The organism is Amycolatopsis sp. A133 (assembly GCF_031082405.1).
Taxonomy (GTDB): Bacteria; Actinomycetota; Actinomycetes; order Mycobacteriales; family Pseudonocardiaceae; genus Amycolatopsis.
This window is the reverse complement of the sequence record NZ_JAVHJU010000067.1, coordinates 483193-503353: the sequence shown is the minus strand read 5'-3', so window position 1 is coordinate 503353 and position 20161 is coordinate 483193. Positions and strand designations below refer to the sequence as shown.

Below are 20161 nucleotides of genomic sequence, written 5' to 3'. Positions count from 1 at the left end.
AGGTGGAGATCCTGGCTCCGGATCACTTTCACGTGAAAGTGCGGGTGGTTCAGACCAGTTCGGCGAGGACTTCGGCGGTGTCCTGGCCGGCCAGGGGGGCCAGGCGGCGGATCGAGCCGGGCGTCGCGGAGAACTTCACCGGGATGCCGACCGTGCGGATGGCGCCCTCGCTCGGGTGCTCGACGGTGTCCAGCAGGTGGCCGTCGCGGACGTACGGGTCCTCGTGCGCGCGGTCCAGTTCGAGCACCGGGGCCATCGGGATGCTGTGCTTGGCGCACACCTCGGCCCACTCCTCGGTGGTCAGCGCCGGGGCGCACACCGCGATCTGCGCGCTCAGCCACTCGTTGTCGGCGCGGTTGATCGCGTCGCCGTTCACGCGCGGGTCGGCGGCGAGGTCCGGCCGCTCGGCCGCGGCGAAGAAGTCGCGGAAGTTCTGCGGGTTGTAGGGGATGACGCAGGCGAGGCCGTCTTTGGTGTGGACCGCGGCGTGGCCCTTTGTCATCGACAGCGCGAAGCCGGTGGGGCCCTCGGCCGGTTCGAAGGTGTGCCCGGCGAGGTGCTCGACCAGGTTGAACGCGATCAGCGTGTCGGTCATCGGGATCTCGACCTGCTGGCCCGTCCCGGTCTTGTCCCGGTGGACCAGCGCGGCGAGCACGCTGTAGGCGATGGTCAGTGACGAGACCTTGTCACCGATGATCGTCGGCAGGTAGACCGGCTCGCCCAGTGCCCGGTTGGCCACGTCGACCAGGCCGGAGGAGGCCTGCACGGTCTCGTCGTAGGCGGCGTTGCCGGCGCGGTCGGAGTCGCTGCGGAAGCCCTGCGCGTGGGCGTAGACCAGCCGCGGGTTGCGCTCGGCGACGTCGGCGTAGTTCAGGCCGAGCCGGGCCAGCGCGCCGGGACGCATGTTGGTGATCAGCACGTCGGTGGTGTCGATCAGCTTGAGGGCCTGCTCGCGCTCGGTCTCGTCCTTGAGGTTGAGGGCCACGCTGCGCTTGTTGCGGTTGACGTTGAGGTTCAGCGCGGTCATGCCCGGCGTGGTGCGGTACTCGCCCACCCGCACGGTGTCCGCGGGAGACTCGATCTTGATCACGTCGGCGCCGAGGTCGCCGAGGATCTGCGCCGCGTACGGGCCCATGACCACGGTCGAGAGGTCGATCACGCGCACGCCGTCCAGAGGTCCGGTCGTCATCTCTTCGTCCCTTCGCACCTTGTTGATTCGCTCTACTTACGAACGTAGGCGCGTCCGGCGTGAAAGGGAATGATCATGATGCGAACAATGGTGTGACTCTGGCGGTCATACCATTTTCTAGCTGCTCAGTGGCTCTTCGAAGATCTCTTTCGCAGCTTCGACGAGTTCGCGCAGGTCGCCGTCGGTGCGGTCGCGCCGCCAGAGCAGGCCGGTGTCCAGCTGGGGGCGGAAATCGGTGAACGGCAGCACGATGACGTTGTCGAGCCGGTAGCCGTGCATCGGGCTCTTGTCGTCGAGCATGGAAATGGAGAAGGCTTCGCCGCTGGAAATGATTTCCGACGTCCCGCCGTAACCGGTGTTGGTCAGCCGGATGCGTTTCTTGACGCCCAGTTCGCTCAACTGGTGGTCCAGCTGGTCGAAATAGGCGGGAACGATTTCTTCCGGCGAGGCGACGTACGGGAAGTCGGTCAGCTCGGCGAGGCTGACCGAGTCCCGGCCGGCGAACAGGTCGGCGGGCACGACGGCCCCGAGCCGTTCGGTCATCACGGGCAGCTGTTCCAGCGCGGGATCGGTGACCGGCAGCCGGGCGAGGGTGAGCGCGAGCTTCCCGTCGTGCACGCCCTGCACGAGGTCGGCGGTGGTGCCGGGCCAGCGTTTGAGTTCGTAGTGGTCCCGGACGCGCCCGGCGAGGGCGTTGACGCGGTCCCGCAGGTCGGGGTGCACACCGGCGGGCATGCCGAGGAAGAGGGTGCTGCGCTGCGGCCGTGTCGCCTCGGCCAGCTTCCACGGAATGGCGCCGACCTGCTCGAGGACGTCCCGCGCGAGCGGCAGCAGCGCGGCCCCGGCCTCGGTGAGGGTGACGTGGTGGGTGCTGCGGTCGAACAGCTGCTGCCCGAGCTCGTGTTCGAGGTCCTTGATCCGCTGGCTGAGCGGCGAGGCGGCCATGTGCAGCTTCCGCGCGGCGGCGGAGAAGTTCAGCTCCTCGGCGACCGCGACGAAGTAGCGCAGGTGCAGCATCTCCATGCCCCGACCCTAACGACCCGGCCCTTCGGGACCGCGAACCGACCGTCCGGTACGCGGAACTCGCGTGATCGGAGACGGAACTCGCGTGATTGGGCGCGTAACTCGCGTGATTGGCGGGGTATCTCGCGTGATTGGAGGGGCATCACTCGGAGGTGACGTGGTCAGCGGGCCAGGGGGAAGGTGATCGTGAACGCGGCGCCGCCTTCCGGGGCCGGGCCGGCCACCAAAGTTCCGCCCATGCGGGTGACCAGGCCGTGGACCAGGGCCAGGCCGATGCCTGAGCCGACCGGACGGCGGTCGCGGTAGCGGGCGTTCAGGACTCCGCGCTCGAACGCCACCGGGTAGTCCTCCGGGGCCAGGCCCGGGCCGCCGTCGCGGACCGCCAGGAAAGCCGACGTATCGGACATCGAGAGCGAGAACACCATCGGCGCGCCCGAAGGGGTGACGCGCAGGGCGTTCTCCGCCAAGCCGTCGACCACCTGACGCAAGCGCCGGGCGTCCGCCAGCACCGGGACCGGAACCGGCGGTGCCGAAACCGACAGCCGGACGTCCTCCCGGGCGCAGCGCAGCTGCCAGACCTCCGCGCAGTCGCGAACCAGAGCAGCCAGGTCCAGCGAAGCGACGTCCAGCCGGAACTCGTCCGCGCCCAGGCGGGCCAGCTCCAGCAGGTCCGTGACCAGCCGCTCGAGCCGCGCGGCCTCACGCTGGATCGTCTCCCCGGCCCGGACCGCGTCGGGTCCCGCGGCGACGCCGTCCGCGATCGCCTCGGCGAAGCCCGTCACCGCCGTCAGCGGGGTCCGCAGCTCGTGGGACACCGACAGCAGGAACTCCCGCTGCCGCGCCTCGCTGACGGCCAGCGCGTCGGCCAGCGCGTTCAACGACCCGGCCACCTCCGCCACTTCACGCGGCCCCTGCACCGGCACCCGCACGTCCCGCCGTCCCGCCCGCAGCGATCCCGCGGCGAGCGCGGCCCGGCGCAGCGGACGGCCCAGCAGCCGGCCCGAGACGAACCCCGCGAGCGCCGCCACCAGCAGCCCGATGCCCAGCGCCAGCAGGATGTTGCGCACCAGTGCCCGTTGCGTCGCTTGGGCGTTGCGCGCGGGCAGGACCAGCGCGAACGCCGCGCCGCGCGTGCCGACCACCCGCGTCTCGACCAGGTACTGCGACCCCGCCACCGTGACCCGGCCCGAGTGGTCGGCCGTGAACCCGAGCTTCCCCGCGGCCTGGACGGCGGCGGCGTCGCCGAGCGCCTGCCCGCCCGCGCGGCGGACCACCACCGAGATGCCCTGGCCGCGCACGACGTCGGCCACCTTGCCGACGCCCAGCCGGTTGCCGATGCCCGTTTCGTCCAGCTGGGACGCGACGACGTCGGCCTGCGCGGACAGCGACGACTGCAGCACGTTGTCCGCCGTGGTCCGGATCAGCCGGGACGCGACCAGCCCGGCCACGATCACCGCCACGCCCGCGACGGCCAGGCACACCAGCGTGATCCGCCCGGCCAGCGTCCCCCGGAACTTCACGCCGGATCCGCCGCGTAGCCGATGCCCCGCACCGTCCTGATCGGACTCGACGGCCCGAGCTTCGCCCGCAGCTGAGCGACGTGGACGTCCACCGTGCGCGTGCCCGCCGCCGCGGCGTAGCCCCAGACGGCGCTGAGCAGCTGGTCGCGCGAAAGCACCTGCCCCGGGTGCCGGAGCAGGTGCGTCAGGAGGTCGAACTCCGTGGACGTCAGCGAAATCTCGACGTCGCCCGCCCACGCTCGCCGACCGAGGACGTCGACGCGCGCGCCGCCCACCGCGAACGTCTCCGCGGCCGGCGTCGTCCCCGAGGCGCGGCGCAGCACCGTCCGGACGCGGGCCGCCAGCTCGCGCGGGCTGAACGGCTTGGTCAGGTAGTCGTCCGCGCCGATCTCGAGGCCCAGCAACCGGTCGAGCTCGTCGTCGCGGGCGGTGACGAACAGCACCGGCGTCCAGTCCCCGGCCGCGCGCAGCGCCTTGCAGATCTCGATACCGTCCATTCCGGACAGTCCGATGTCGAGCACGATCGCCACCGGCTTGAGCCGCCGGACCGCGTCGAGGGCCCGGCCGCCGTCGGCCTCGACGTGCACGCCGAAGCCGTCGCGCTTGAGGTAGAGCGCCGCCAGCTCGGCGATCGCGGCCTCGTCCTCGACCACGAGGACGAGGCCGCGTCCCGGTGACCCCATGCCTGCTCCCGTCTCCGCCGTGTTCAGAACGGAGACGCTAGCCGGTCAGGGCGTGCCATCGCTGTTCATGTCGGCTTCGATGCCGTTGAGTGTCGACTCGATCCCGCTCAGCTCGGACGTCTGGGCCGGCGCGGTTCCGGACGGCGAGCCCATCAGGTCGTCGCGGCAGGCGGAGCAGCCGAGCGCGATGAGCGCGGCGGCCCCGACCGCCGCCGCGACCCTCGCGCCCCTCACTTGGCCGGCTTGCAGTGCGCGGACGCGAACGCGTCGAGCTTCTGCTTGGCCGCGGTCAGCTCGCCGGTCCGGCCCTGCCGCTTGGTGGCGCGCTGGTCCAGCTGGTCGGCGCGAGCGGTGTGCCCCGCGGCCCGCTGGTCGGCCGCCCGGGCCTTGAGGTTGGCGACCGAGCCCTTGACCTCGGGCCCGCCGTTGATCCGCTTCTCCAGGTTGGCGGCCCGCTTCTGCAGCTTCGGCACCCAGTCCGCGCAGACCTGCTGCGACTCCTCCGGGCTGAGTGTGATCGGCGCGACCGGCGCCGTCGACTGGGCCGAGGCCAGCGGCGCCGCCACCAGCAGGCCGGCCGCGGTTGCGCAGCCCGCCAGCGCCAGCCGCGTCCAGGTGGTTCCTCGCATCGTTTCTCCTCGTGTGCGGTTCCGGGGTACGAGGAGAACTCTGGCCGGGCGGTGTACGGAGGGCGTCCGCCTAGTGTTCGGGCTTTGTAAGGCCGACGGTGACCGACGTCCGCGCGAGGTCGAACGTCAGCGTGTCGCCCAGCGCCGGCAGCGCCGGGTCGAACAGCAGCCCGTCGGTGCCGCCGAGCACCAGCCCGAGCCGGTGGCCGGCCGGGACGACGTGGTCGAGCGCGGTGAGGGAGAACGTCATCGAGTACGGCCGGCCCGGGACGAGCGGTTCGCCGTGCCGCAGCGACGCGTGGTGCCCGAGGTCCGCCCAGCCGGCGGCGACGATCCGGTGGTCGACCCGCACGACGTCGGCGGCGGTGTCGAGGAAGCACGCGCTGTCGGTGTCGGTCCCGGATCCCCAGCACGAGCGCGTGGCCAGGTTCTTGATCCCGCTGCCGTAGGTCGCGGTGTTGCGCGTCTCGGCCGGCCCGTAGTCGACGAGCGCGACGCCGAGCCGGGCGGCGGGTTTGTCGGACGACGCGGTGATCGTCACCGACGGCGACCCGGCGATCCGCACCGGCGAGGTCAGCGGAGCCCCGGTGAACCGCGCGGCCGACACCCCGGCCGCCCACTCCTCGCGGGTGACGGCGGGGTCGTCGACGACGGTCGCCGAGCCCGCTCCGGGCCGGCCCAGCGTGCCGTCACCCGACGGCCGGAAGGTGGTCGGCGACGTCGTGGGCGGCCAGCGCCGGGCGTCGGTCCACCGGTCGGGCGCGGTTTCCCGGTGCACGGCGGGCTCGTGTTCGACGCCGTTGTGCAGGCCGAGCAGCCAGCGGTCGAACCAGCGGTGCAGCGTCTCGACCCACTGCTCCCGCTGCAGGTCGAAGGGGTCGGTGTGGCCGGCCTGGCTCAGCCACGCCTTGCGCGGGACGCCGGCCCGGCCCAGCGCGTCCCAGTAGCGGGCGAATTGGTCCGGCGTGACGACCCAGTCCCCGAAGCCCTGCGCGATGAGCACGCTCGCCTGCCCGGGACGCGGGACGTGGTGCACGCTCTGCCAGTAGGCGTTGTAGTCGCCGTTCGTGCCCGCGAGCGCCTTCTGGTCCGCTTCGAACGGCTTGCACAGCTCGGCGGCGCGCTCGTTGTAGGTGAAGGACGACCCGGTGTTCTCCGGCGTGGCCAGGGGAGCGCCGTTGGCGATGAGCTGGGCGTAGTTGTCCGCGACGCCTTCGATCGGCACGATCGTCTTCAGCCCCGCGATGCCCGAGGCGGCCATCCCGATCGCGGTGGCGCCGTCCTGCGACTTGCCGATCGCGCCGACGGACCCGGTGGCCCACTCCGCGGTCACCGGACGGCCGCCGCCGGGCGCGTCGAAGGCCTTCGCCCGGCCGTTGAGCCAGTTCACCACCGCGTTGCCGGACCCGACGTCGTCGAAGCAGCCGGACGACCGGTTCGTCCCGCCGACGTCGGCCAGCACGACGGCGTAGCCGCGCGGTACGAAGTAGTTGTCGTAGAACAGCGGGAACTGCTGCGGGGTGCCGTCCGGCGCGTAGGTCTTCTTCTGCTGTTCGTTGCCGCGGCCGCAGCACGCGTAGTACGGGCTGACGTCGAGGATCACCGGGACGCGCCCGCGTGCAGCAGGCCGGATGACGTCGGCGGCGACGCGGTCGGGCCGGCCGTCGCGGTCGTGGTCGGTGCCGGTCTCCACCCACGCCGTCTCGCGGATCGCGTCCGCGTAGGAGTAGACCGGGCGGCTTTCCGCGGCGCCGGCCGGGGGTGCGAGCCCCACCGTCGTGAGCAAAGCGGCCAAGAACCCCAGTATCAGTCGCATCGAGCCAGGGGATCACGGTTTCCCGTACATCGCCAGGAACTTCTCCATCGCGGCGTCGACGGCGGCGCGGTCGCCGGTCGTGACGAGGTCGAGGAGCAACCCGCGGGCCACGGCGAGCCCGAGCCGGGCGTGGGCGGCGCGGTCGGCTTCCGGAACGCCGATCCGGGCGAGCAGGGCTTCCAGGGGACCGAGCCAGTTTTTGATGACGCCGTCGAGGAACTCCGCCGTGCCCGGGGTGCCGCCGAGGGCCTGGCCGTAGAGCTGGAAGAACAGTTTTTCGTTGGCGCGCAGGTCGTCGTCGGTGAGCCGCCGCCAGAACTCCGCGGGGTCCAGGCCGGCGAGCGCGGCGCGCTGCCGGGCCTCGACCTCCCGCGCCACCGCCGTGAGCAGGCCTTCCTTCGAACCGAAGTGGTAGATCAGCATGCGGTGACTGGTGCCGAGCTCCGCGGCCAGCGCCCGCAGGCTCCGGTCCGCCCCGCCGTGGTGGGCGATGTGGTCGATCGCCGCGGCGAGGAGCTTCGCACGCGGGCTTGCGTCGATCATGTACCAGATGGTACACGTACCAGATGGTGCAACGTATTTCGGTGCGGGTCCGGACGTCCGTGCCCGCCGACGCCGTGTACGCCTTGCTGAGGGACGGCGCGAGCTGGCCGAAGTGGTCACCGCTGGGGTCGTTCGAGCTGGTCCGCGAGGGCGAGGATGAGCCCGAGGGGCTCGGCGCGATCCGGTTGTTCAAGACCAACGGCGTCCGCTCGTACGAGAAGATCGTCGCGCTGGAGCCCGGGCGCCGGTTCGGTTACGCGCTGGAGCACGGCCTGCCGCTGCGGGACTACGTCGCCTACGTCGACCTTTCGCCACGCGACGGCGGCACCGACATCCACTGGCATTCCACGTTCACGCCGAAGATCCCCGGTACCGGCTGGTGCTACCGGTGGTTCCTCGGCTCCTTCATCAAGCGGGTGGCCGGCGGTTTGGCGACCGCCACCGTCTGAACGGCGTGTTACTCTCCCCGGGAAAGTGAGGAGACGCGCCGTGGGTCCCGACCCGTACGACCGCAACTGCCCGACCCGCCAGCTGCTCGACCGCATCGGCGACCAGTGGACGGTCCTGATCGTCGGCGCGCTCTCCGGCGGTCCGCTGCGGTTCACCGAGATCGGCCGCCGGGTGGACGGGATCTCCCAGAAGGTGCTGACGCAGACGCTGCGCAGCCTGGTCCGCGACGGCATCCTCACCCGCACGGCGTACCCGACGATCCCGCCGAAGGTGGAGTACGAGCTGACGGCGCTGGGCCGCAACCTGTCCGAGCCGCTGGACGTGCTGGACCGCTGGGCCCGGCGGCACATGGCCTCGGTCCAGGTGGCCCGGGACGCCTACGACGCGGAGCACACGCCCGCGTCCGCGTAGGCCACTGGACAGCTCCTGGACAATCCGTCCCGATCCGGGTTCTGCCGTCCCGGCCGCAGGGACACTGTCGCCGTGCTCAACGAGACCGTGCCCCCTCCGGGCTGGGGAGTCGTTGCGATCACCGCGTTGTTCGCCTTCGCGGTGTCGCTGACCTCGGTCACCACGCCGCCCAGTGGCCGGCCGAGCCTCCTGCGCAACGCCAATGTCCTGGCCACCCTGTTCCACGAAGGCGGCCACGCGGTGGTGATCCTGCTGACCGGCGGTGACGTCTCCCGCGTCGCCATCACCGGCGCGGGAGACGGCTTCACCGAATGGAAGCACGACTCGGGGCTGGGCAAGGTCCTGGCCGGTGCGGCCGGGTACGCGATGCCGCCGCTGGCCGGGCTCGGGGCGGCCGTCCTGCTGCACCAAGGCCGCGTGACGGCCGTGCTCGTCCTGACCCTCGTCGCGCTGGTGTTCATCCTGCTGTTCGCCCGGGACCTGCGCACCGTCGTCCTGGTCGTCGTGGTGGGGGCGGTCGTGTACGCGGCTTTGCGCTACGCCCCGGGCTGGCTGCGCACCGGCGTCGCGTACACCGAAGCCTGGCTGCTGCTGACCGGTGAGCTCGACGGCGTGCGGATCCTGGTCGTCAACCGCAGGCGAACCGGGTACAAGAACCAGAAGGACGACGCCGCCGCGCTGGCCAAGCGCACCAAGATGCCATCGCCGCTGTGGATCGGCGGGTGGCTCCTGCTCAACGGCTGGGCACTGTGGCAAGCCGCGCCGCTGCTGTTCCCCTAGCGATCCGCCAAACCCGCCTCGTGGGCCAGCAGCCCCGCCTGGGTCCGGTTCGCGCAGTCCAGCTTCACGAGCATCCGCGACACGTAGCTCTTCACCGTCGCCTCGGCCAGGTGCAGCCGGGCGGCGATGTCCGCATTGGACAGTCCGGAACCGAGGCAGGCCAGCACGTCCCGCTCCCGTTCGGTGAGACCCGCGGCCCGCCGGCGCGCGTCCTCGCCGCGTTCGCGGCTGTCCGAAGACAACGCCACCAGCCGCCGGGCGGCCGACGGGGAGAGCACCGTGTGGCCGTCCGCCGCCACCCGGACCAGGCCGATCAGGTCCTCCGGCGGCGTCGACTTCACCAGGAACCCCGCCGCGCCCGCGCGCAGCGCCCGGATGACGTAGGTGTCCGCGTCGAACGTCGTCAGGGCCACCACCGACGGCGGGTCCGGCAACGCCGTGATGCGCGCGATCGCCGTCAGCCCGTCCACGCCCGGCATCCGCAGGTCCATCAGCACCACGCGCGGCCGGTGCCGGATGACGGCCTCGACGGCTTCGGCGCCGTCGGCGGCTTGGGCGACGACCTCGATGTCGTCCGCCGAACCCAGGATCGTGCGCAGGTGCGCGCACACCATCGGCTCGTCATCGACCACGAGCACCGGGATCACAGTGCGTGCCTTCCGCCGTCGGGACGTAGGCGGGCAGTATCGCACCGACCCGGAACCCGCCACCGGGTGCCGGACCCGCGTCGAAGCGGCCGCCGACCAGCTCGACGCGCTGCCGCAGGCCGGCCAGCCCGGCCCCGGAACCGCTGCCCGCCAGCGCCGGGTCCGGCGGGCGCGCCGCCGCCGTGTTGCCGACCGAGACGTCCAGCCCGCCCGGGTGGTAGCGCAGGGAAACCGTCGCCGACGCGCCCGGCGCGTGCTTGCGCACGTTCGTCAGCGCCTCCTGCACGAGCCGGTACGCGGTGCGCGCGACCGTCGGCGACACCTGCGCCGGGTCGCCGTCCACCACCAGATCCGTCGCCACCCCGACCGACCGGGACTCCTCGACCAGCCGCGCCGGGTCGCCGGGCTCCTCCGGGCTGAGCGTCCGCGGCCCGGGCTCGGTGCCGTTGCGCAGGACGCCGACCAGGTCGCGCAGTTCGTCCAGGGCCAGCGCGCCTTCGCGGCGGATGTCCTCGGCCGCCGTCCGCGCGGCCGGGTCGGCCGACGTCACGCCGAGCGCGCCGGCGTGCAGCACCATCAGGCTGAGCCGGTGCGTGACGACGTCGTGCATCTCGCCCGCGAGCCGCCGCCGTTCCGCCGCCCGGGCCTGCTCGGCGAGCAGGTGCTGCTCGCGCTCGGCGCGCTCCGCCCGGTCGCGCAACGACTGCAGCAGCTGCTTGCGGGCTTCGATGTAGAGGGTGATCGCGACCGGCAGCGCGGTGCTGAGCAGCCCGAACGGGGTGGTCGCCCAGCTCGGCGCCCACGGCCGCATGGCCACGATCGCGAGGATCCCGGCCAGCCACAGCACGGTCCGCCGGTCCAGCACCCGCACCGCCTGGGCCAGCAGCACCGGGGTGATGGTCGGCACGGTCGTCAGCGCGATCGGCTGCACCGGCACGAGCAGCCCGGGCGCGAACAGGTCGGAGGCCAGCATGGCGAACGCCGCGGCCGTGACGAACCCGGTCACCAGCGCCGGGAACCGGAACAGCAGGACCAGCGAGAAGTCGCAGGCCACCTGCAGCACCAGCCCGGCCGCCGGGCCGAGCGCCCCGGTCGTCCGGTCGCCGAGGACCTGGTAGAAGACGTTGAGCCCGGCGAACACCACCGCCGGCAGGAACAGCCAGAAGGCGTCGGAGCGGCTGGGCCACATCGGCCGCCGGGTGCTGGTCACGCGGCCACGGTAACGGCTGCCGCGGGCCGCTGCCCCGGCCGCGCAACCAAAGTTGCGCCCGGTCGCCGGGTCGCGCAACGTTCGTCGCCGCGAGCACCCCCGTCGTCCGGTTTCGCCCGGGGTGGGGCCGGCGGTGGACTGGGGACATGAACGAACTGTCCTTGCCCGCACGGGCGTACCTGCTGGCCTGCGACACCGGGCGCAACCGGCTGCCGGACCGGGAGCGCGTCGCGCTGCTGGTGCGCGCGGCGGCGCTGACCGACCTGGTGCTGCGCGGCCGGGTCGCCGACGACGGCGGCCGTCCGGTGGTGTCCGGTGCCGGCGGCACCGGTCACCTGGTGCTCGACGACCTGCTCGCCGAGCTCGCCGCCGACACGCACCGGAAATGGCGCGCCCGGGTGCGCCGCGGTGCCCGCGGGACGCTGCACTCCCTGGAGGCCCAGCTCGACGCGGCGGGCGTGATTTCGCTGCGGACGTCCCGCGTGCTGGGGCTGTTCCCGCGCCGCCGTCCGGAGGTCCGCGACGTCGCGACGGCGGCTGCGCTCCACGAGCAGGTGATGGCGGCCGCGCGGAGCGACGCGCCGGTGCCCCCGGATGTCGCGGCCCTGACGTCGCTGGCGGCGGCGGTCGAGCTGCGCTCGGTGCTCCGGCGCGGCGAGCGCCGCCGCCACCGCGACCGGCTGGCCCGGCTGGAGGAGCAGACGGGCGCCGCGGTCCCGGCCCTGCGCAAGGTGATCCGCGAACTCCAGGCGGCCCGCGCGGCCTCGATCGCCGCGGCCTCCGGCGGCGGCGGCGGAGGTGGCGGTTGAGCACGGGTCAGGGGGTGAAGAGGCGGTCGAGGTAGTAGTCCACTGTGGAGATCGCCTGGGCCGGAGTCCGGTGGCCCATCAGGATTTCCGAGCCTTGGGAGTCCGCGATCGCCCACAGCAGGGCTGCCTCGGTCTCCGGGTCGGCCCACGCCGGGACGTCGCCCGCCTGCTGGGCCTGGCGGACCTGGCCGGCGAAGAACGCCAGGAGTTCCGGCATGCCCTCGCCGAAGGCCTTCGCCATCGCCGGGTCCGCCACCGCGCGGATGAAGTACGCGACGCCGATGAGGAAGTCGGCTTCGCTGTCGGGGTCGCGCGGCAGGATTTCCACCAGGCACGCGCGCAGGATCGACCGCGGCGTAGGCGGTCCCGCGGCCAGCACCTTCGCGGTGATCCGTTCGCTGCGCAGCTTGTGGCGGTGTTCGAGGGCGAACCGCAGCATTTCGTCCTTCGTCTTGAAGTAGTGCTGCACGGACCCCATGGACATGCCCGCTTCGGCCGCGACGTGCCGCAGGCTGACGCCTTCCAGCCCGGCGCGCGTGGTCAGCCGCTGCAGGGCCTCGGCGATCTGCACCCGGCGCTGCTCGTGGTCCACCTGTTTCGGCACGTCCGCTCCCGTTGTCATGCGATCGCATTGCGAAAACCGGGGTTCCGCCGTTACGATGCGATCGCATTGTAAAACAACCTGGGGGGTGTCCGGTGGAGACCGGAAAAGTACGGCTGCGGCCACCGCGCCACGCACTCGACCGCCGCGTGATCGCCTGGTGGCGCACGCAGGGGGCGTTGACCTTCGGGCCCGCGGTGCTCGTGCCGGCGGTGCTCGGCGTGCTGATCCCGCCGGCCGCGCTCTGGCTGCTGGTCCCGGCCGCCGTGGTCGCCGTGCTCGGCGTGGCGTGGTGCGCGGTCCTGCCGGTGTGGTGGTTCGGCCTGCACCGCTGGGAAGTCACCGACACGGCCGTCTACGTCCGTTCGGGGTTCCTGTGGCAGGAGTGGCGGGTGGCCCCGCTTTCGCGTGTCCAGACGGTCGACACGCTGCGCGGGCCGCTCCAGCAGCGCTTCGGCCTCGCCACGGTCACGGTGACGACGGCTTCGGCCCGCGGCGCGGTCAAGCTCCGCGGTCTCGACGCCCAGGTCGCGGCCGACGTCGCCGAGCGGCTGACCGAACGCACGGACGCCACGCCCGGGGACGCGACGTGACCGGGTGGCGCCGGCTCGACCGGCGCACCCTCGGCGTCACCGCGGTCCTCACCGCCGGCGTCGCGATCTCCGCGGGCACGCCGATCGCCATCGGAACCCGGTCGCTGTGGCTCGTCCCGGCCGCGGTGCTGCTCGTCGGCGCCGGCGTGCTCGCCGAGTACGTCCGCTGGCGGCACACCCGGTTCCGGTGCACGGCCGAGCGTCTGGAGATAGAGTTCCGCTTCGTCGTCCACACGCGAAAGTCCTTGCCGCGCGAACGGATCCGCAACGTCGACCTGACGGCCAACCCGCTGCACCGCGCCTTCGGCGTCGCCGTGCTGTCCATCGGCACCGGGCAGCAGGAGAAGATCACCCTGTCCCCGCTGGCTAGGGCGGACGCCGAAGCGCTGCGCACCGAGCTGCTGCACCGGCTCCCGGAACCGGCCACTTCGGACGGTCTGCTTGCGACACTCGACCCGCGCTGGATCCGTTACGCGCCGGTGTCTTTCGTCGCGCCGACGCTCGGCCTGGCCGCATTCGGCGGGCTGTTCAAGGTCGCCGGCTGGTTCGGCGCCGGCGGCGGGCTGCTGAAGTGGCTGCTGGACCTCTTCGGCCACGACCTGCCGCTGACCGTGCGCATCCTGCTCCTGCTGGCCCTGGCGATGGTCATCGGCGTGGCCGGTGCGGCAGGCCTGTTCGTGGAGATGTGGGCGAACTACCGGCTGGACCGCGAGCCCGGCGGCACCCTGCGCGTCCGCCGCGGGCTGCTCACCACCCGGACGATCACCGTCGAGGAACGGCGCCTGCGCGGCGTCGAACTGGTCGAGCCGCTCGGGGCCCGGCTCGCCGGTGCCGCGCGGGTGGACGCCATCGCCACCGGCATGGAGCGGGACGACGACAAGACCGAGTCCAAGACGCTCTTGCCCGCGGCGCCGCGGGTGGTGGCCCGCGAGGTGGCGGCGCGGGTCCTCGGCGACCGCCTCGAGGCCGTCGACCTGGTGCCGCACCCGGTGGCGGCTCGCGGACGGCGGCTGCGGTGGGCCCTCGCCACCGTCGCCGTGCCGGTGCTGGTCCTGCTGGTGCTCGGCGCGCTGCTCACCGACGTCCTGCTCGTGCTCGGCGGCGCCCTCGCCGTCGCCGGGCTGCCGATCGCCGCGCTGCTGGCCCGGGACGCCTACCGCGGCCTCGGGCACGGCTCGTGCGGCCGCTACCTGGTCACGCGCGCGGGCTCGGTCCGGCGGAGCACCGCCCTGCTGGCGCGGGACGGGGTGATCGGCTGGACCGTGAAGCAGTCGGTGTTCCAGCGACGGCGCGGGCTCGCGACGTTCACCGCGACCACCGCGGCGGGCTCCGGCGCCTATGCGATCCGCGACGCCGATGCCGACGAGGGACTCGCCTTCGCGGTCGAGGTCGTCCCCGGGATGCTGGGACAGTTCGCTTCGGCGCCCGCCGAAGCGTCGCGGACCTAGGTTCGGGGGCATGGACGAATTCCGTGCCCTGCACGTTCCCGGCTCCCCGCTGCTGCTGCCGAACGCGTGGGAGTTCGGCGTCGGCGCCTTCCTCGCCGCGCAGGGCTTCCGCGCCCTGGGCACGACCAGCCTCGGCGTGGCCGCGGCGGCGGGGGAGCGCGACGGCGCGCCGTCGACGCGGGCGGCCACCGTCGTCCTCGCCACCCGCCTGGCGCGGCTCGACGCGCTCGTCAGCGTCGACATCGCCGACGGCTTCGGCGCGGCCCCGGCAGCGGTCGCCGACCTCGCGGCCGAGCTGGCCGCCGCGGGCGCGGTCGGCGTCAACCTCGAAGACGGCCGGGCCGACGGTTCGCTCGCCCCGATCGAGGTCCAGTGCGCGCTGGTCACGGCGGTCAAGGACCGGGTGCCCGGCCTGTTCGTCAACGCACGGACGGACACGCACTGGGCGGGCGGCCGCTCGCTCGCCGAAGCCGAGCGGCGGGTGCGGGCGTACGCGGCGGCGGGCGCGGACGGCGTCTTCGTGCCCGGCCTCGCCGAGCCCGGCGACGTCGAGCGGATCGTCGCGGTCGGCTTGCCGCTCAACCTGCTGTTCCTCCCCGGCAAGGTCACCGTGGCCGGCTTGGCCGAACTGGGGGTCGCGCGGGTGAGCCTGGGGTCGCTGCCGTACCGGATGGCCCTGGCCGCCGCGGCCGAAACCGCGCTGGCCGTGCGCGACGGCCGTGACCTGCCCTTGCGCCCGCCGGGCTACGCCGACGTCACCGCGCTGCTGCCGTGAATCTGCCTTGAATCGCGTGAACCGGCCCGGCCGGATCTGCTTGGGTCAGGGCATGCGCGTCTTCGGAACCGACTTCGCCGCCCCGCCCGGATACCTGAACACGCCCAGCGTGGGCATCCCGCCCGCGCCGGTGGCCGAGGCCGTGGCCGGATCGGTGGAACGGTGGCGGACCGGGGCGACCCGGCCGGGGGAGTTCGACCAGTACGTGACGCGCGCGCGGGCCGGGTTCGCCCGGCTGATCGGCGTCGAACCCGCGCGCGTCGCGAGCGGCGCGTCGGTCTCGCAGCTGGTCGCCAACGTCGCCGCGGCGCTGCCCGCCGGCACCCGCGTGCTCGCCGCCGAAGGCGACTTCACCAGCGTGACGTTCCCCTTCGCGGCCAACCCCGGCGTCACGGTGACCGAGGTGCCCCTGGACGTGCTCCCGGAGCGGGTCGAGGGCCACGACGTCGTCGCGGTGAGCGTCGTCCAGTCCGCCGACGGCCGGATCGTGGACCTGCCGGCGTTGCGCGCCGCGGCCGAGGCCGCCGGGGCGGCGGTGCTGCTCGACGCGACCCAGGCGGTCGGCTGGCTGCCGCTGGACCTCGCCTGGGCGGACTGGGTGGCCGGGGCGGGCTACAAGTGGCTCGGCTCGCCGCGCGGCAGCGCGTGGCTCGCGGTGCGGCCGGACGCGCAGGAGCGCACCCGCGCGGTCGCGGCGAACTGGTACGCGGGGGAGGACCCGTGGGCCACGGTCTACGGCCTCCCGCTGCGCCTGGCCGGCGACGCCCGCGCGTTCGACCTCTCGCCGGTCTGGCTGGCCCAGGTCGGCTCGGCCGCGGCCCTGGAGTACTTCGGCGGCCTCGACCTCGCCCAGGTCCAGGCACACAACGTCGGCCTCGCGGACACGCTGCTGGAGAAGCTGGGAGGGCCGCCGCGGGGCACCGCGATCGTGTCGCTCGACGGCGACCCGGCCCGGGTGGCCGAGGCGGGCATCGTGTCGAGCGTCCGCGGCGGCCGGGTGCGGGTCGGCTTCCACCTCTACAACACCCTTGACGACGTCGAACGCCTTTTACCCGCGTTCGAGTGAACCTCGGATCGCGCGTGAACTACCCCTTCGGGGGTCTGGGGGCGAAGCCCCCGGCGGGGGTCTGGGGGCAGAGCCCCCAGGAAGAGCACTACCGTATGGCCCCGTGGTTGGTGCGCGTTTCACCCCAGGCCCGTCCGACACGGCCCCGCTGGGCGCGGTTCCCCCGCAGCCCCGCCCACCGGTGCCGGGGCCACCGGCACGCGACACCCGGTCCCTGCTGCTCAGGGGCGCCGGGCTGGTCGCGATCGCCGTGGTCTCCGGGCTGCTGTGGTTCCTGATCCGGCACGGCTCGGCGACGGACGAGCCGGTCGCGCAGCCGCCGGCCCAGAACACCGGGCAGTTCAAGTTCACCAAGGTCGCCGGGCCGGAGAAGTCCGCCGATTGCGCCGCGAAGTCCTACGGCGACACGAAAGACTTCTTCACGGACAGCCCGTGCCGGTCGCTGGTCCGGGCGCTGTACACGGCGGAGTCGGGCGGCGCGAAAGCGCTGGTGTCCGTGGTGGTGGTCGGAATGCCGGACTCGACGCAGGCGAAGGCGCTCAAGGCGCTGACCGAGAAGGACGGCACCGGCAACGTCACCGACCTCGTGAAGGACAAGACGTTCGCCGGCACCGGGACACCGAGCGTGAGCGGCAGCGACGCGGCGTACGCGTCGACGGTCGACGGCACGAACACGACGATCGTGCTGGCCGACTTCTACGACAAGCACAAGGACAAGAACCTGATCGAGCGCATCGCCGACGACGCACTCCGCCTCTCGTCCGACCTCCACTCCTGACCGGCCCCAGCGCCCCAATGTGGCGTTCGGTGCGTTGGACGCACCCAATGTGGCGTTCGGTGCGTTGAGCGCAACCAACGCCACATTGGGGCGCTCGGGGCCGTCAGCTCTGCCGGCCCGGCAGGGCGATCGCGACCGGCTTCTCGCCCGCCTCCGCCCGCCACGGCGTGCCCCGGCGCGAAGCCGCGACCAGTGCGTGCAGCGCCGTCGTGCGCAGGCCCGCGTCGTCGGTGTGGTCGATCACCGCGAGCCACGCCGACGCGCAGTCCGCTTCGGCCGTCGCCACCACCTGTGACGCCGTCTTCGCGTCCGTCACCGGGTTCTTCGGTACGTACGCCGCTTCCGGGGCCACCGGGGTCGCCCCGGCCGCCGCGAGCGTCGTCTGGAGGAAGTCGCGGCGCAGGGCGTGCTCCGCGGCGCCGCTCTTCTCGGCGTCGCCGAAGTCGCCCGGCAGGAACGCGCCGACCAGGCCGTACACCCACACCGCGGCGTGCTCGGCGGCCAGCGCCACCTGCAGCGGGTCCACCGCTTCCGCGGGCACGGCGGCGGCCGGGGCGGCCGCCGCCTTGGGGGCGTCCTCGCCGGGGCCCAGCGCCGGGGCCGTCCGCTGCAGGGCGGCGCAGCCCGCGGCCACGGCCGCGACCAGCCCGGCCCGGTAGCGCGGCAGCCCGCCGACGAGGTCCTCGGCCTGCTTGCGGGCGGCCGCCAGCCGCTCCTTCAGGTCGCCCAGCACCGCGGGCGCGGGCGGGGTGGGTGACGGCGACGGCTTGGGCCGGTTCAGCCGGTCCACTTCGGACTTCAGGGCGGCCGCCTGCGCCGCGCGCGCGTCGGCGAGCTGGCCGGCGGCGTCGGCGTCCTCGCCCTTGGCCAGCGCCCGCGCGGCGGCGGCGTCCGCCTCGGCGGCGGCCAGCAGCGGCTGCAGCGGGTCGGGGCTTTCGTCGTAGCCGGGCCCGCAGGCGGCGAGGGGCACGGCCAATGCGGCCAGGGCCCCCGCGCGGAGGGCGGCACGACGGGTCAGCTCGGTCGATCTTCCGGTCACGCCGCCCCATCCTGCCAGGCCCCCGGGCGGCCCCGCCGCTCGCGCGGGGTGACGGGGCGACCGGATAAGCTGGTCCACCACCGACCCGCGCAACCCCGGTCCGAAACAAGGAGAGCCCCACGTGCCAGGAGAACTCGCCAGCCGGCTTCAGCCGATAGTGGCCGAAGCCGTCACCGCCGCGGGTTTCGACCTCGACTCGTTCGAGGTCCAGCAGGCCGGCCGGCGGCAGCTGGTCAAGGTCGTCGTCGACTCCGACGACGGGGTCGGGCTGGACGAGATCGCCGAAATCAGCCGCACGGTCTCGGCGACGCTCGACGAAAACGAGCACGTGCTCGCGAGCGCCTACACGCTGGAAGTCACCTCGCCGGGCCTCGACCGGCCGCTGACCCAGCCGCGGCACTGGCGGCGGGCGCGGTTCCGCCTGGTGAAGGTCACCCCGGCGGAGGGCGCGCCCTTCGTCGGCCGGGTCGGTCACGCGGGCGAGGACGCCGCCCGCGTCCTGGCCGGCGGCAAGCTCCGCGACGTCCGCTACGCCGACGTGGCGAAGGCAGTCGTGGAGATCGAGTTCAAGCAGCCGCCTGCCGAGGACCTGAAACTGCTGGAAGACGACGCGTCCGGCATGATCGGCGCCGGTCAGGCCGAGACGGAGAAGGGGTCGAAGTGAACGTCGACATCGCCGCGCTACGGGCGATCGAACGGGACAAGGACATCCCCTTCGAAACGGTGATCGAGGCCATCGAGACGGCCTTGCTCACCGCGTACAAGCACACCGAGGGCCACCAGCCGCACGCCCGCGTCGACATCGACCGGAAGACGGGCCTGGTGCGCGTGCTCGCGCACACGCTGACCCACGACGGCCAGGTCGACGAGGAGTGGGACGACACGCCGGAGGGGTTCGGCCGGATCGCGGCCACCACCGCGCGCCAGGTCATCCTGCAGCGCCTGCGCGACGCCGAGCACGAAAAGACCTTCGGCGAGTTCTCCACCAAGGAGGGCGAGATCGTCGCCGGCGTGATCCAGCGCGACGCCCGCGCCAACGCGCGCGGCATGGTCGTGGTCCAGGTGGGTGACACCGAGGGCGTGCTGCCGTCCGCCGAGCAGGTGGCCGGCGAGTCCTACGAGCACGGCAGCCGCATCAAGGCGTACGTCGTCACGGTCTCGCGCGGCAACCGCGGACCGCAGATCACGCTCTCGCGCTCGCACCCGAACCTGGTGCGCAAGCTGTTCGCGCTGGAGGTGCCGGAGATCGCCGACGGCACGGTCGAGATCGCCGCCGTCGCGCGCGAGCCGGGACACCGCACGAAGATCGCGGTCAAGTCCACCGTGGCGGGCGTCAACGCCAAGGGCGCCTGCATCGGCCCGGTCGGCGCGCGGGTGCGGAACGTGATGAGCGAGCTGGCCGGTGAGAAGATCGACATCATCGACTACTCCGAGGACCCCGCTCGCTTCGTCGGGAATGCGCTGTCGCCCGCGAAGGTTGTTTCGGTACGGGTCGTGGACGAGCGGGCGAAGACCGCCCGTGTTGTGGTGCCGGACTTCCAGCTGTCGCTGGCGATCGGCAAGGAGGGCCAAAACGCCCGCCTCGCCGCCCGTCTGACCGGCTGGCGGATCGACATCCGCAGCGACGCCGCACCGGTGGACGACGAGGGTGATCAAGACCACGCCCGTCCGCCGCGGCCCGCCGCGACAACCGGTTCGGCTGAGTGAAGGTCGAAGCGGTAGACTCAGGAGTGGTTCGAAGCCCGCGGCGGGTAGCCGAGCACCAGCCCCACCGGAATTGCCCGGTGCGGACTTGTGTCGGCTGCAAGCGGCGGGCGTTGATCGGTGAGCTGCTGCGCGTGGTCGCGGTGGCCGGGCGGGTGGTCGTCGACGAACGTCGGCGGCTGCCGGGCCGGGGAGCTTGGCTGCACCCCGACCCGGACTGCCTGGCCAAGGCCGAACGGCGGCGAGCCTTCCCGAGAGCCTTGCGGGCTCCCGGGGTGCTCGACGCTCGTGAGGTTCGCGAGCACGTCGGGCGCACCACTCCGCACCACGAACCCGGGACATCCCCGGGGTCGCGAGGATCCAAGGAAGCAGGTCGACCCGTCATGAGTCAGCCGTGAAGCTGAAGCCATGAGCGTCAGACAATAAGGACGAGGTCAGCGGGATTTC

At 73.1% G+C, this 20161-nt stretch carries 24 protein-coding genes; 12 read left to right on the top strand and 12 right to left on the bottom strand.

All coding sequences use genetic code 11. The features are described 5' to 3' along the window. Positions 1-49: 49 nt before the first annotated feature. The 8 genes from Q5425_RS41440 to Q5425_RS41405 all read right to left on the bottom strand — a co-directional run bounded on the left by Q5425_RS41440 (position 50) and on the right by Q5425_RS41405 (position 7403). A complete protein-coding gene (locus Q5425_RS41440) occupies positions 50-1189 on the bottom strand; it encodes a CoA transferase (protein ID WP_308677879.1) in 1140 nt (379 codons plus the stop codon). A gap of 117 nt (positions 1190-1306) precedes the next feature. Then, positions 1307-2212, bottom strand: coding sequence for a LysR family transcriptional regulator (locus tag Q5425_RS41435; RefSeq protein ID WP_308677878.1), 906 nt, complete (start codon positions 2210-2212; stop codon positions 1307-1309). A gap of 161 nt (positions 2213-2373) precedes the next feature. Then, positions 2374-3732 carry a HAMP domain-containing sensor histidine kinase gene (locus tag Q5425_RS41430; RefSeq protein ID WP_308677877.1) on the bottom strand — a complete coding sequence of 453 codons (1359 nt, stop codon included), beginning with the start codon at positions 3730-3732 and terminating at the stop codon, positions 2374-2376. Beyond that, positions 3729-4415, bottom strand: coding sequence for a response regulator transcription factor (locus Q5425_RS41425; protein ID WP_308677876.1), 687 nt, complete (start codon positions 4413-4415; stop codon positions 3729-3731). The genes Q5425_RS41430 and Q5425_RS41425 overlap by 4 nt, the downstream gene beginning before the upstream one ends. 45 nt (positions 4416-4460) lie before the next feature. Continuing rightward, positions 4461-4649: a hypothetical protein gene (locus Q5425_RS41420; RefSeq protein ID WP_308677875.1), complete on the bottom strand. Its 189-nt coding sequence runs from the start codon at positions 4647-4649 to the stop codon at positions 4461-4463. Then, entirely contained in the window at positions 4646-5044 is a 399-nt protein-coding gene (locus Q5425_RS41415; protein ID WP_308677874.1) for a hypothetical protein, read from the bottom strand. The genes Q5425_RS41420 and Q5425_RS41415 overlap by 4 nt, the downstream gene beginning before the upstream one ends. A 70-nt stretch (positions 5045-5114) precedes the next feature. Then, positions 5115-6860 (bottom strand): CocE/NonD family hydrolase, encoded by a 1746-nt coding sequence (locus tag Q5425_RS41410; RefSeq protein ID WP_308677873.1) that lies wholly within the window; start codon positions 6858-6860, stop codon positions 5115-5117. Between the two features lie 12 nt (positions 6861-6872). Then, entirely contained in the window at positions 6873-7403 is a 531-nt protein-coding gene (locus Q5425_RS41405) for a TetR/AcrR family transcriptional regulator (RefSeq protein WP_308677872.1), read from the bottom strand. Between the two features lie 23 nt (positions 7404-7426). Here Q5425_RS41405 and Q5425_RS41400 point away from each other — a divergent pair, with 23 nt between their 5' ends. The 3 genes from Q5425_RS41400 (at position 7427) to Q5425_RS41390 (ending at position 9044) form a co-directional block, all read left to right on the top strand. Next, on the top strand, positions 7427-7852 hold the full coding sequence (locus tag Q5425_RS41400) for an SRPBCC family protein (RefSeq protein ID WP_308677871.1): 426 nt from the start codon (positions 7427-7429) through the stop codon (positions 7850-7852). Between the two features lie 40 nt (positions 7853-7892). Further along, positions 7893-8264: a helix-turn-helix domain-containing protein gene (locus Q5425_RS41395; RefSeq protein ID WP_308677870.1), complete on the top strand. Its 372-nt coding sequence runs from the start codon at positions 7893-7895 to the stop codon at positions 8262-8264. A 72-nt stretch (positions 8265-8336) separates the two neighbouring features. Beyond that, complete coding sequence (locus Q5425_RS41390; RefSeq protein ID WP_308677869.1) at positions 8337-9044, top strand: M50 family metallopeptidase; 708 nt, start codon at positions 8337-8339, stop codon at positions 9042-9044. Here Q5425_RS41390 and Q5425_RS41385 read toward each other — a convergent pair. Continuing rightward, positions 9041-9691 carry a response regulator transcription factor gene (locus tag Q5425_RS41385; protein WP_308677868.1) on the bottom strand — a complete coding sequence of 217 codons (651 nt, stop codon included), beginning with the start codon at positions 9689-9691 and terminating at the stop codon, positions 9041-9043. The genes Q5425_RS41390 and Q5425_RS41385 overlap by 4 nt on opposite strands. Beyond that, on the bottom strand, positions 9666-10901 hold the full coding sequence (locus Q5425_RS41380) for a histidine kinase (RefSeq protein ID WP_308677867.1): 1236 nt from the start codon (positions 10899-10901) through the stop codon (positions 9666-9668). The genes Q5425_RS41385 and Q5425_RS41380 overlap by 26 nt, the downstream gene beginning before the upstream one ends. Positions 10902-11047: 146 nt before the next feature. On the opposite strand from Q5425_RS41380, the gene Q5425_RS41375 reads away from it, so the two are divergent. After that, on the top strand, positions 11048-11710 hold the full coding sequence (locus Q5425_RS41375) for a GPP34 family phosphoprotein (protein ID WP_308677866.1): 663 nt from the start codon (positions 11048-11050) through the stop codon (positions 11708-11710). A 7-nt stretch (positions 11711-11717) separates the two neighbouring features. On the opposite strand, the gene Q5425_RS41370 is transcribed toward Q5425_RS41375, so the two are convergent. Further along, positions 11718-12314, bottom strand: a complete 597-nt coding sequence (locus Q5425_RS41370) for a TetR/AcrR family transcriptional regulator (protein ID WP_308677865.1) — start codon at positions 12312-12314, stop codon at positions 11718-11720. Between the two features lie 92 nt (positions 12315-12406). On the opposite strand from Q5425_RS41370, the gene Q5425_RS41365 reads away from it, so the two are divergent. The 5 genes from Q5425_RS41365 (at position 12407) to Q5425_RS41345 (ending at position 16971) form a co-directional block, all read left to right on the top strand. Further along, positions 12407-12904, top strand: coding sequence for a PH domain-containing protein (locus tag Q5425_RS41365; protein ID WP_308677864.1), 498 nt, complete (start codon positions 12407-12409; stop codon positions 12902-12904). Further along, on the top strand, positions 12901-14352 hold the full coding sequence (locus Q5425_RS41360; protein WP_308677863.1) for a PH domain-containing protein: 1452 nt from the start codon (positions 12901-12903) through the stop codon (positions 14350-14352). The genes Q5425_RS41365 and Q5425_RS41360 overlap by 4 nt, the downstream gene beginning before the upstream one ends. 10 nt (positions 14353-14362) lie before the next feature. Next, the gene (locus Q5425_RS41355) at positions 14363-15127 is read left to right on the top strand and encodes an isocitrate lyase/phosphoenolpyruvate mutase family protein (RefSeq protein ID WP_308677862.1); all 765 of its coding nucleotides are present in this window, start codon (positions 14363-14365) and stop codon (positions 15125-15127) included. Between the two features lie 52 nt (positions 15128-15179). Beyond that, a complete protein-coding gene (locus tag Q5425_RS41350; protein ID WP_308677861.1) occupies positions 15180-16193 on the top strand; it encodes an aminotransferase class V-fold PLP-dependent enzyme in 1014 nt (337 codons plus the stop codon). A gap of 181 nt (positions 16194-16374) precedes the next feature. Continuing rightward, positions 16375-16971, top strand: a complete 597-nt coding sequence (locus tag Q5425_RS41345) for a hypothetical protein (RefSeq protein WP_308677922.1) — start codon at positions 16375-16377, stop codon at positions 16969-16971. 103 nt (positions 16972-17074) lie between these two features. Here the strand turns inward: Q5425_RS41345 and Q5425_RS41340 are convergent, their stop codons facing one another. Beyond that, entirely contained in the window at positions 17075-18010 is a 936-nt protein-coding gene (locus tag Q5425_RS41340; protein ID WP_308677860.1) for a ferritin-like domain-containing protein, read from the bottom strand. A gap of 121 nt (positions 18011-18131) precedes the next feature. On the opposite strand from Q5425_RS41340, the gene rimP reads away from it, so the two are divergent. From rimP to Q5425_RS41325, 3 genes are read left to right on the top strand one after another with little or no spacing between them, the layout of a single operon-like run. Beyond that, complete coding sequence (gene rimP / locus Q5425_RS41335) at positions 18132-18674, top strand: ribosome maturation factor RimP (RefSeq protein WP_308677859.1); 543 nt, start codon at positions 18132-18134, stop codon at positions 18672-18674. Continuing rightward, positions 18671-19717: a transcription termination factor NusA gene (gene nusA, locus Q5425_RS41330; RefSeq protein ID WP_308677858.1), complete on the top strand. Its 1047-nt coding sequence runs from the start codon at positions 18671-18673 to the stop codon at positions 19715-19717. Before rimP ends, nusA begins: the two co-directional genes overlap by 4 nt. Beyond that, positions 19714-20112, top strand: a complete 399-nt coding sequence (locus tag Q5425_RS41325) for a YlxR family protein (RefSeq protein WP_308677857.1) — start codon at positions 19714-19716, stop codon at positions 20110-20112. Before nusA ends, Q5425_RS41325 begins: the two co-directional genes overlap by 4 nt. Positions 20113-20161: the final 49 nt, after the last annotated feature.